Below are 11,977 nucleotides of genomic sequence, written 5' to 3'. Positions count from 1 at the left end.
TTTTTATAACCCAATGAAGAACCTCAATACGCGTTCCTTAATAAGCCTTTTGAAGAAAACCCACATTGTAGAGTGGGAGGCAACGCCTTCGTCGGTAGACGCAATTTCGTGGCTCGATGGCTTGCTGCAATTCCTGTTTCCGAGCAACCATTTGCCCAAAAGCACATCCTATGAAGGCATATTAAAGAAGAACCAGATCGATCTGGAAAATATATTGCTGAGTTATCTCGAACCGTCCGGCATCGACATTGAAGGCGTCGTTCATGATTTTTATTCTTCCCTCGAAGGCATTTATCAAAACCTGCGGCTGGATGCCAATAAGATCAATGAATATGATCCGGCCTCGCACAGTGTCAATGAAGTAATCGTTTCTTACCCAGGATTTTACGCCATCGCCGTTTACCGCATTGCCAATCATCTCAACAAGCTAGGCATTCCTGTTTTGCCAAGGATTCTATGTGAGTATGCACATGGAAAGACAGGTGTCGACATTCATCCCAATGCTGAAATCGGTGTGCCTTTTATGATTGATCACGGAACCGGGATCGTGATTGGCGCAACAAGCATCATTGGCAAAAACGTCAGCATTTACCAGGGCGTAACGCTCGGCGCATTGCAGGTTGCGAAAAGTCTGGCCGAGACAAAACGACACCCAACCGTTGAAGACAATGTGATTATTTACGCGCGCTCCACCATTTTGGGCGGCGACACGGTGATCGGCAAGAACAGTGTGATCGGCGGAAGTGTATTTTTGACTAAAAGCGTTGAACCGAATTCGCAGGTTTTCAACACGCACCAATTGCGCATTGTGGTAAAAGAAGACGCGCCAACACTCAAATAATCTTCACTTTTATTTTCCTCGAAATCAATCAGATTTGCGCTAGTTGTCCCATCATGAAAAAGCAGGATCTTCCCGAAAAAGTATGTATCGTCTGCGGCAGGCCCTTCACCTGGCGTAAAAAGTGGGAAAAGGTTTGGGACGAAGTCAAATATTGCAGCGACGGATGCCGGAAACACAAATCCGGACGTCAGCCGAATGCTGTCACCAGCTAGTTTGCAATCATTCGAAATTGAATTACCAAAGCTTTTTCTTCACCCGCGAAGCTTACCTTTGGCACACTTCCTTTGCACAAGGGATAATCATTAGAGATCAAAAATCTTCAAACCAACTCAAACTAATAATTCATGGAAACAACTGTCGTAAAAGCATTCGGAACCGAGGCAGCCGAAGCTCCTTTAAATCAAATGGATATCAACCGCCGGAAACCTACGCCGCATGATGTGGAGATTGATATCTTGTTCTGCGGGGTCTGCCATTCCGATTTACATACTGCAAAAAGTGAATGGGGACCATCCATGTATCCATGCGTTCCCGGGCACGAAATCGTCGGCAAAGTTGTGCGTGTAGGCGACCATGTGCAAAAATTCAAGGTTGGAGATGTAGTAGGCGTGGGTTGCATGGTTGACTCCTGTCAGGAATGCCAATATTGCAATGAAGGTTTGGAGCAATATTGCGAACCGGGCATGACAGGCACTTATAACTCGCCCGACAAACACATTCCGGGCTCGCCAACCTTTGGCGGCTATTCAGAAAGCATTGTCGTAAGTGAAAACTTTGTATTGCGCATTCCCGAAAATATGGATCTGGCAGCTGCGGCACCATTGCTGTGCGCTGGAATCACCACTTATTCACCCTTGCGTCACTGGAATGTAGGTCCGGGCCAGAAAGTTGGCGTTGTAGGAATTGGCGGTCTGGGACATATGGGCATTAAAATCGCCAAAGCAATGGGGGCTGAGGTGGTTGCTTTTACAACTTCTCAAACGAAATTTGCTGAGGCGAAACGCCTTGGAGCGGATGAAGTTGTTTTGTCCAAAGACGAAGCGCAAATGTCCGCTTACACTGGAAAGCTGCATTTTATTTTGGATGCGGTTTCTGCACAGCATGACATCAATGCTTACCTGAGATTGCTTCGTGTAGACGGTTCGCTGGCACTCGTAGGCGCTCCCGAGCATCCGCTGCCGGTGGCTGCTTTCAGCCTTATTCAGGGCCGTAAGAGTTTTTCAGGTTCAATGATCGGCGGCATCGCCGAAACACAGGAAATGCTGGACTTCTGTGGCGAACATGGCATCACAGCAGACATTGAAATGATTGACATTCAATCGATTAATGAAGCTTATGAGCGGTTATTGAATGGCGACGTAAAATATCGTTTTGTCATCGATATGGCTTCGCTGAAAGCCAATTAATTTCTTAAATTTTTAGCGGCTGAACATTTTTCAGCCGCTAAAAATTTAACTTTCTGCACTTACCAGGGACAATTGGCTGGTGCTGGAAAATATTCTTCACTAAAAAACTGACCGGTCGGTCCGTTGTTTCCAATCATTGCATACTTCGCAATGCGCTGTCTCGCTTCCTCGGGTGTGCTCGTCCCTTGATGCCCTGTAAAATCTGTTTTTGTATAACCCGGGCACACTGCATTGACTTTGAATGCCGTATCACGCAGCTCATAAGCAAGATTAATGGTGTACATATTCAGCGCAGACTTTGACGATTGATAGGCAACAAACCGCGTAGGGTAACTGCTGCTTGACAAATCCGCCGCCAGTGTTAGCGAAGCCATACTCGTGCTTACATTCACAATGCGCGGCGCAGATGATTTTTGCAACAGATCGAAAAAGGCCTGTGTAACGCTGATCGCACCGAACACATTGGTTTCATAAACCGTTTTAAATGTATCGATTTTCGTTTCCAGCGCTGATTGCTGAAACCCGCCGGAGATGCCCGCATTGTTTACAAGCACATCAAGAACTTCCGTTTTTTTACCAATTGTAGCGCGGGCTGCGTCAATGGATTCCTGATTGGTCACATCCAATGTAACGGCCTCAATGTTTGAAAATCCTTCCGCTTTTAGCTTTTCAGCTGCTGATAATCCGCTTTCCAAGCTCCGGCTGCCCAGGTAAACGAAGAATCCGTTTTTAGAAAGTTGTTTAACTACTTCATACCCAATGCCTTTATTGCCTCCTGTAACTAATGCTGATTTCATTTTATAAACTGATTTAAACTGACGGAACGAAAGTAGTCAGTTGGAAAGCAGCCGGAATGGACAAATCATGTTAGTTGCTGGACAAATCGCGCAAGTCCTCCAAAAACCTGCTTATGCTCTTGCCAGTGTTCTTTTTGAATGTTCGGGAAAAGTAATCGGGATCATTGAAACCGAGCTCGTAAGCCAGTTCTTTGACTGAGACGGGCGAGTAACGCAATTTCCGCTGGGCTTCCAGCATCAGCCGGTTTGTCATCCATTCTTTTGGCGAAAGGCCCGAATATTCTTTCACAATCCCATACAGCGTGCTCGTGGTCAGGGCCAGGCTTTCAGCAATCGTGTGCACATCCGGCTGCTCGGTGAGGTGCGATTCCACAGCCAGCCTGAATTCAACATATTTCGTCATTTTTGGGTCCGAAATTAGCTCCTGATTGGCTTCTGCAAAGTATGCGCTGTTAAATTCTGTCAGCAATGTGTTCAGATGCGCCAGGATAATCTCGGCGGGTTTTTGTTTCCCTTCGGCATGGAGCAGCTGAAATAAAATGGACATAACAGACTTGACACGCTGTTTTGCGACAGGGTCAAAAGTGATCGTGTTTGTGTTTAAAGGATTGAGCAGGAATGGGTAAGTGTGTGGAAGCAACGCCAAAGTGTTTTCATCAAAACCGATTTTGTAATTCTGGTTGCTTTCCTTTTTTATTGGATTGGTAAAAATCTGATTAGGCAAACCAAAAGCCACCTGGCCATCAGAAATGCTGATTTTTTGCAAATCGACCTGATAAGTTTCCGAACCCTCATCCATGAAAATAAAGCAATAATGCGCAAGCCGGTGCGGTTGAAGCAATTTTTGCAAGACGTCCGCAGGCAAGGCGATCGAACAGTTTTCATTCACAGTAAGCCCCAATTTCTCATGATGCGAAATCCGTTCAAGCACTCCTTTCGTTTCCTGCATTTTCTTTTTTTATCGAGACAACATCAAAACGGAACACGTTTGTTCGCTGATTATGGTTCGCGCAAAGCGTTATTAATGTCGGGCAGAAATTCAATCATTGACAAGCGAAGTTTCCTTTAAAAATAGCCACCAAAAAAAAATCCAATGAACGAGCGGTTAATTGCTCATTCATTGGATCGACTTTTAAATTCCGAAACGAGAACTTAAATATTTCCGGGAATTTGGTTCATGTTATACCAGGCTTCGGTGCTCCAAAGCGTGTTGCCAGCTTGGCTCACGATGGTTTTTCTGTTCAAATGAATGTAGACCACGTGCTTGCTTTTCATGCCTGCCAATTGCAATGTGACTTTTTTCCGGTCGGCAGAGATTTTGACAGCATTAACAGCAAGATTTTCGTTATCCATTTTCGGTCCGCCGTAATCTGCGGTTGGCTTAAACCACCATTGACGAATGTCATAATCGGATGGCAACTCTCCAACGCCCTCTTTCAAAGGCTCTGTGAATTCAATTTCCACACCATTGGATTTCGCTCTCACCGCCAGCATTTCAAATGCAACCTTTTCATTGAAAGTCAGCTTTTGCAAACCATAGCTGAGCTTGCCGCTGTGTCCCCAGTTGCCCGTTGAACCCACGCCGCCAATGTATAACGAGCCGTCCGGGCTCCATGCCAGGCGGTTAACACCCGCTTCCAAACCTTGGGTAAACCGGAATGCGGCTCCCTGGTAAGCGCCATTTACTTTTTCAGCAAAAACACGCTTGATCCCGCCATGCGTCACATCGCCATGGATCATTTGATTTTGATAAGGACCCACATTCAGCTTGGCTGGCTGACTGGGTGAGTTGCCGATTTCATCCTGGGTCAACCACACAACCGGCGGCGTTTCCACTTTGTTGGCTGTTCCTTCAAAATCCACAGAACGTGAGCCATACCAGGCACCTTCCTGCAAATGAATGATCTTGTTGGCCGGAAGCCAGTCGCCCTGGTTATCGGCGATAAAAATTTCACTATCCACACCCAAACCAATGCCATTCGGCGTGCGAAGGCCGGATGCCACAAATGTAAATGAGCCGTCTTTTTTAGAGATTTTCACGACTTTGCCACGGTCCGGGATCTGGGGCTTTGTGCTGGCGCCGCCCGGGTTAATGGCAGTTGCCAATGTTCCGTAGAAATAGCCGTCTTTGTAAACCAGCCCGAATGCGAATTCATGGAAATTGGCTGAAACTTTCCAGCCGTTGCAAATGGTCTGATATTCATCGATGATCTCATCTTTGTTCAGGTCAACCAGCTTGGTCAATTCCTGCTTTTGCATGATATAAATCTCATCGTCAACCACTTTCAAACCCAGCGGTTCGGCGAGGCCATATGCAATGCGTTTTACTTTGATATCACTTGGCGAAGCAGCTTTGCGTCCGTCCACAATGTAAACCGAACCCAAGGAATCCCACGTGCTTACAACCATTCTGCCATCTGCCAGAAAATCGATTCCGCCTACTTTTGGCTGAAAATTGTCCGGCCGTGCTTGCGACAATGTGAAACTTGGGTGCACGGCAACAAGCGGCGACTGATCTCCGGGAACGTCCGTTTTCTTAACGTCAACAGGCGTTTGACCGGTCTTTTTAATGTCGGCTCCTTTGTAAGTGAAAACGCTTGGCGGCACCACTGTGAATTCTTTGCTGCCATAAGGTCTCCATTGCAGCGAAAGTCCTTTGCCAAATGCGCCTTGATAATATTCCACAGTGAAAGGATGCTTGCCCGCTTTCAAGATCATTTCGCCGTCTGTCGGTTGCAATCCGTGGTTTACGCCGTTGTCAGCAACCAGTTTGTTGTCGATAAACAGCTTGCCGCCATCGTCACAAACCAATCTGAAAACAATGTTGGTGGCCTTTTTGATGTTGATATAACCACTTGCGAAAATGGCAAAGTTGTCTTTCAAGTCGCCAAAATCCTGATCATCCAAATGCAGCGCATTGATCGATCCCGATTTAACAGGCAACATTTCATCATTGATTTCAGGAACATTGCCAATGCCGCTGGCAAACTGATAAACATTCACTGCTATGCCCGGCTTTTCAGTGGCAGCTGCAACTTGTGCAGGGTTTACAGATTTCAATGCGATAGGGTAGGCTGGCTTAGGCATTAATTTGTTTGCCGCCTGCGCTCTTTCCTTCTCTGCATCCAGGTCCAGAATGTAGGACACCATGGTTTCAGCATCTTCTTTTTTCAAATCAGGGTGGGGCGACATGGCGATTTGTCCCCAGTTGCCCGCGCCGCCTTTGATCACTTTTGCAACCAATGCATTTTTGTTCTGATCATTGTTATCGTATCGCTCAGCAATTGCCTTATAAGCCGGGCCAACCGTTTTCACGTCCTGATTGTGACAAGTGTTGCAATCGCTTTTGGCAAAAAGTCCGGCCACCATTTCAGTTTTGCTGACTTGCTGCTGCGTCTGCGCCTGCTCGGGTTTTTTAGTCAGGTTAATGGAAAAGGTCGTTTTTCCGTTGCTGTTGAGCACCAGTTTTCCGTCAATCGCTTTGAAAGACTGACTTCCGGAATGCTCGTCACGTTGCTCGGTTACGGCGAATTTTCCATCGGTTTTATAATCCGTTGCAGCTGAAAGTGAATTCAAATGCATGTTCAGTGACAGCGCAACGCCATCAGGAACATTGGAAACTGTAAATGCGCGCTCAAAGCCAGCTTTGCCGTTTCCGGCATCAAAAAACTCAGGTTTCTCCTCAACCAGAATCTTCGTTCCCTGATAATCCAGCTCATATTTCAGTGTAACCTGATTGTTCAGAATTGTGTGGCCTTTGTAGCTGATATCAGGCGTAACCTGCTTTCCATCAGCTTCAATGCGCCAGGGATTTTCATCGGGCTCTTCCATGTAAGTCGTCCCGGATGAAACGGGCTGCGGACCATGTGAAGATGTGTAAACAGGGCCGCCAAAGTTGATTTTTCCCGTCCAGGCTTTGTATAATGCAGCCGTTTTGGTGTTATATGCCAGCCAGAGATTGTCGTGCAATGCAATGCTCAGGATTCTCGGATGGACATCCAGCACCGACCGCAAAACCCAGGCCTCGCGCGGACGCTTCACGTCAGGAAGCGATTTGTTATGATCAATAAAAGTAGCAGAGCCAAGAACCGCAACCAATGTTGCGGCACTTAGCCCGGCCAAAAACTTGTGAAATTTCATTTAAAATAATTTTAGTAACCTGGATTTTGCTTCAATTGCGGTGAAGAATTCAGCACATTCTGGCCGATTGGTAAAATGTCTGTATGGTTGTCACCGTCAGGCTTTTTGTCCCACCATGTGCCGGTGCTGAACACGCCCCAACGGACCAAATCCGTTCTTCTTCTGCCTTCTGCCAAAAACTCACGCATCCATTCGTCCAGCATTTCCTGATCGGTCAGCTCAGCGCCATTGGCTTTGTAAAGACTCGGCGAGCCAGCTGGATAGTTGCGTTTGCGAACTGCATTCAGCAATGTGGCAGCCGCCGCTTTGTTTCCTGCACGATATTTACATTCAGCCAAAGAATAATAGATTTCGGCAAGACGGATTTCTGCATAAGCCGAAGTGATTTTGTTCTGATCGTCGCTTGGGTAATAAGGATATTTCACAGGGTAAAGTCCTGAGTTGTTATCCCCATTGTTCATGTTCGAAACCTTGTCGGCAATCTTGGTTCCTGGCTTGGCATCCAGGAATTTACCAACCTGATCACGCAGGAAAAGGGCATAAGGGCCTTTGAAACCTCTCACTGTGTCCGCCTTGCCCGCAGGATTTGTGTAAGGCAGATAGCCATACAGGAACATTCCCTCACGCTTGCTGTTACCCAGGTTTTTGTATTTTTTCAAACGCAGATCATCCTTGTATTTCTGAAACTTGATGAATGGCTTGCCCAATGTAAAGTTGTACTCCACACTATCCACATCGCGGCCCGGCTGCATGGCATACTTGGGGTTTGCATTGCCAAAATCGGTGAATCCAAAATAGCTTGGCGCCAGGTTCGGAAGCATCCAGAAATACATTCCGCCATCATATTGCCAGTGCGTTTGCGCAAAGCTTCCCGGAAAACCAAAGATCGTTTCTTTGGAAGTCGGGTTGGTATAATCGAAGGGCGCATCCCAGCGTGTTTCAAGCGCATAATTGCCATATTTGCCGTCAATGATTTCCTGTGCAACCGTTTCGCAGTCTTTGAAACGATCCGTTCCCGTGTAAATCTTCGCATTTAAATACAAGCGCACCAGCAGGGAAGCGGCGCCGCCTTTTGTCCAGCGTCCCACCACATTGTTGCCCAATGTTGTGTTGGTCGAAAGCTTTGGAAGCGCATCTTTCAGCTCTTGCTCAATGAAAGCAAATGATTCCTGAGGAGTCGACTGCAAGCCGCCTTCCGTTTGTCCTTTTACTTTAGTAACAATGACAATGTTGCGGTAAAAATCCAGCAAACGAATGTTCAGCCACGCGCGGAGCACTTTCAGCTCTGCGATCATGCCATCCAGTTCTTCACGCGTCATCTCGAATTTGGTAGGATCAGTAATGCCTTCCAGATCTTCCAGTGAGTTGGTCGCCAATGTTACGCCGCCGTAAAGCGCGTTCCAGGGGTCGCTGGTAAAGTTGTCCTGAGGCGTCCAGGTGTGGTAATGCACGCGCTGGAACTGCCCGCCGTCAAACCAGTCGCCCTGGCGGTTGATGGTCATCATTTCATCAGAGCTGTTCTCTTGCAGCATGAATGTGCCGCCGCCTTGAATGCTCCAATAGCTGTGTTCGAATGCGCGCAAAAAGTCGCGCGTCACGTCGTCACGTGTTTGCAGAAAGTTTTCGGAGGTGATCCGATCGTAAAGTTCTTCGTCCAGGTTGGTGCAGCCCGCCGTCACCGAAAGCAGCGCGCAGGCAGCAAACCTGAGTATGTATTTTGAAATGTTATTCCTTTTCATTTTTGGAATTTATATCAGCTTATTAAAATGTAAGTTGTAAACCCAGCAAAAGCTGCGTAGTAGAAGGATAGTAATCCAGCGTACCATTGTTGTCGCCATTGGTCCGCACGCCGGGATAGAGTCCGTTTACCTGGATCAGATCCGGATCGCCGCCGGTGAATTTGGTGAATGTGGCCAGGTTCCGGGTTGTCGCATAAACGCGCACCGACTGCATGAATTTCGTTTTCAGCGGCTGCGTGTAGCTCAGCGTCACATTGTCCACCTTCAAAAATCCGCCTGGTTCCAGGAAGTAATCGGAAAGCGACGAGTAAGTAGAAGTGCTGGTCAGCTTCGAATATTTGCTTCCATCGTAAGCCGATGTCAGCACGTTTGCATTTTCCTGTGCAGCCGGTGTGCCCAAATAGAAAGCGTAAGTATTGAACAGCTTATAGCCAAATGCTCCGCGCAGGAACACACTCAGATCCCAGTTTTTGTATTTGAAAGAGTTGGACATACCCAATGTGAACTTCGGCAGACCGTTTCCTATAAATTGCTTGTCATCGTTGTTGGCTTCGTTCGCTGGCACTATCTCGCCATTTTTCTTGTACACGAGCAATGCGCCGTTTTCATTCACACCCGCAGATTTGAGTGCATAAAAGCTTCCTATGCGCGTGTCTTCCTGCAAGCGTTGCAGCGTTCCCGGGCTTCCTGGTGCGGGCATGCCCACCACGTCAATGTAGGGCTGGCCTCTGTACAGATTGTTGGAAAATGAAACAAACTTGTTGTCATTCCAGGCGCCGGTCAAGCCAAGATCATAGCTGAAATCGCCTTTTTTGACAACTGATGCACTCACCTGCAATTCCACACCCGTATTACGCATGGTTCCTACGTTAGCAAATGTTTGCCCCTGAATGTTTGGCGGGTTCGACACATTGTAATTCCCAAGCAAATCCTTGTTTGTACGCACATAATAGTTCACGCTACCTGAAACTTTGCTGCTGAAAAGCTCGAAGTCAACGCCCGCATTGAAGTTGGCTGCCTTTTCCCAACGCAAGTTGTAGTTTGTGTTTTGGTTTGGTCCCCACACTTGATAAGAATTACCGTTGAACGGATAGTAACCGTAGCCGCCATATGTATCCAAAGATTTATAGCTGTCAAAATCCTGGTTTCCCGTTTCGCCATAATCCGCACGCACTTTCAATTCATTCAGCCAGGAAATGTTTTTTGCAAAATTCTCCTGCGTCACGCGCCATGCCAATGAAGCCGCGGGGAAAAAGCCCCATTTGTTGTCATAACCAAATTTGGAAGAACCTTCCCTGCGCAAACTTGCAGACAGGTAATATTTTTGGTCAAAATCGTAGTTCACACGTCCGAAGAAGGCAATCAGCTTCGAGGTGTTTTTGTAAGAACTAACCCCATTAATGCCTTTTTCCAGGTTCCATAATCCGGTTCCAAGGCCGTTATAGGTGAGCACGTCGGAAGGGAATTTTTCGTTTGAAGCATCAAAACCGGAGTTCGTAAATAACTGGTAAGAATAACCACCCAGCAGCTTAATTGAATGTTTGTCAAGATCCAGGAAGTAATTTCCCAACCATTCCAAACTTTTCTGATCATTCTCGTTAAGCGCTTGATATGCCGTGTTGCGTCCGTTGCCATTTATGACTGTAGTAATGTTCGATGGCGTGAATCGCTGGGCGCGTGCCGACCGGGTTACCTCACCGAAAGTCACAGTCGTGTTCAGGTTTTCGAGAATGTTCCATTTGGCTGAACCATTCACATCCAGGAATTTGATCTCCTCACCACGGATCACGCTTTTGGCGTTTTCGACCGGGTTATTGGCAAAAAATCCGGAGTTAATGTAGGCATACTTGCCAGCAGAATCCCGCACAGATTGCGTCGGGTTCAACGTCAATGCATAATTGAAACCGCTGTAATCGGCCTCACTCGTTTTGGCATAACGTGGCGCTACGCTGAAAGTCAATGCAAAAAGATCGTTTGCGGTGGTGTGATTAATGTTCACCCGGCCGCCATATTCTTTCTTTGCGGCGCGAAGATCGATCCCGTTCGCATCGCGGAAATCCACTGAACTAAAATAATTTGTCTTGCCATTTCCACCCGAAAACTGCAAAGTATGTTTCTGCGTAAACGCTGGTGTACGGCTAACTTCCTTCATCCAGTTGGTGTTACCTCCGAAGTCCACTCCGCGCTTGTTGGCTAGGAACTGGTCTTTGGAAAGCACTTTCAATTCATTGGCTAAGAAATCGAATGAAGTATAACCATCGTAAAACAACCGTGATTCGGCCGAGCCTTTTTTGGTTGTGATCACGATCACCCCGTTACTTCCGCGCGTTCCGTAAATCGCCGAAGCCGCCCCGCCTTTCAACACGTCAATGGATTCGATCTCATTTTGGTTAATGTTGTCGATGTTACCACCCGGAATTCCATTGATTACATACAATGGTCCAAGACCCGCACTGCGCGAAGAAGCGCCGCGCAGCTGAATGTTGGGCGTTGAGTTAGGGTCACCGGCGGAAGTGTTCGTTACCGAAAGTCCGGCCACTTTACCTTGAATCGACATTAGCGGACTGTTACTTCCTATTTGAAGCAAATCCTTGCTGGATAAGTGGGTGATGGCGCTGGAAACCTCTCTTTTGTTCAAAGAGCCGTAACCGATCACGACCACTTCATTAAGTGTTTTCTGATCTTCCAGCAATGTGATGTCAATCGTCGATTTGTTGGTAACGTCAACATCCTGAGCCACGTAGCCCACACTTGAAACCGTAATTGTTTTGCCTTCTGCCGAAAGCTGTAATGTAAATTTTCCTTCTGCATCGGTCGTCGTGCCGTTGCTTGTGCCTTTTTCTAACACAGAAACGCCCGGCAAAGCGCCTTGTTTGTCAGAAACTTTACCTGAAAGTGAACTGCCCGTCTGAGCCTGAGCGACTCCGGACATGGCCACGAAGATACCCAAAAGCATTGCCAGCGCAGTCTTGGCAGACCAGCGCATTTGCATCGGCTTTTTAGCAGCTTGTGCCAGTTTGTACAAATTATTTTTCATTAAAATTGTTGTTTAAG

8 protein-coding genes are annotated in these 11,977 nt (G+C 47.1%); 3 read left to right on the top strand and 5 right to left on the bottom strand.

Annotated features, from left to right (window positions below; genetic code table 11):
* Positions 1–13: 13 nt before the first annotated feature.
* The 3 genes from LZG73_RS01290 to LZG73_RS01280 all read left to right on the top strand — a co-directional run bounded on the left by LZG73_RS01290 (position 14) and on the right by LZG73_RS01280 (position 2,247).
* Complete coding sequence (locus LZG73_RS01290) at positions 14–841, top strand: serine O-acetyltransferase (protein ID WP_233845686.1); 828 nt, start codon at positions 14–16, stop codon at positions 839–841.
* A 53-nt stretch (positions 842–894) separates the two neighbouring features.
* Positions 895–1,053 (top strand): DUF2256 domain-containing protein, encoded by a 159-nt coding sequence (locus LZG73_RS01285; RefSeq protein WP_233845685.1) that lies wholly within the window; start codon positions 895–897, stop codon positions 1,051–1,053.
* Positions 1,054–1,185: 132 nt separating this feature from the next.
* Positions 1,186–2,247 (top strand): NAD(P)-dependent alcohol dehydrogenase, encoded by a 1,062-nt coding sequence (locus LZG73_RS01280; RefSeq protein ID WP_304488734.1) that lies wholly within the window; start codon positions 1,186–1,188, stop codon positions 2,245–2,247.
* A 59-nt stretch (positions 2,248–2,306) separates the two neighbouring features.
* On the opposite strand, the gene LZG73_RS01275 is transcribed toward LZG73_RS01280, so the two are convergent.
* From LZG73_RS01275 to LZG73_RS01255, 5 genes are all read right to left on the bottom strand, one after another.
* Positions 2,307–3,044: an SDR family oxidoreductase gene (locus LZG73_RS01275; protein WP_233845684.1), complete on the bottom strand. Its 738-nt coding sequence runs from the start codon at positions 3,042–3,044 to the stop codon at positions 2,307–2,309.
* Positions 3,045–3,114: 70 nt separating this feature from the next.
* Positions 3,115–3,993 (bottom strand): AraC family transcriptional regulator, encoded by an 879-nt coding sequence (locus LZG73_RS01270; protein WP_233845683.1) that lies wholly within the window; start codon positions 3,991–3,993, stop codon positions 3,115–3,117.
* 203 nt (positions 3,994–4,196) lie between these two features.
* A complete protein-coding gene (locus LZG73_RS01265; protein WP_233845682.1) occupies positions 4,197–7,184 on the bottom strand; it encodes a PA14 domain-containing protein in 2,988 nt (995 codons plus the stop codon).
* An 11-nt stretch (positions 7,185–7,195) separates the two neighbouring features.
* A complete protein-coding gene (locus LZG73_RS01260; RefSeq protein ID WP_233845681.1) occupies positions 7,196–8,923 on the bottom strand; it encodes a RagB/SusD family nutrient uptake outer membrane protein in 1,728 nt (575 codons plus the stop codon).
* A gap of 22 nt (positions 8,924–8,945) precedes the next feature.
* Positions 8,946–11,960, bottom strand: a complete 3,015-nt coding sequence (locus LZG73_RS01255; RefSeq protein ID WP_233845680.1) for a SusC/RagA family TonB-linked outer membrane protein — start codon at positions 11,958–11,960, stop codon at positions 8,946–8,948.
* Positions 11,961–11,977 lie beyond the last annotated feature (17 nt).

The organism is Dyadobacter sp. CY326 (genome assembly GCF_021390515.1).
Classification (GTDB): Bacteria; Bacteroidota; Bacteroidia; order Cytophagales; family Spirosomataceae; genus Dyadobacter.
This window is presented reverse-complemented; position numbering and strand designations above follow the sequence as displayed.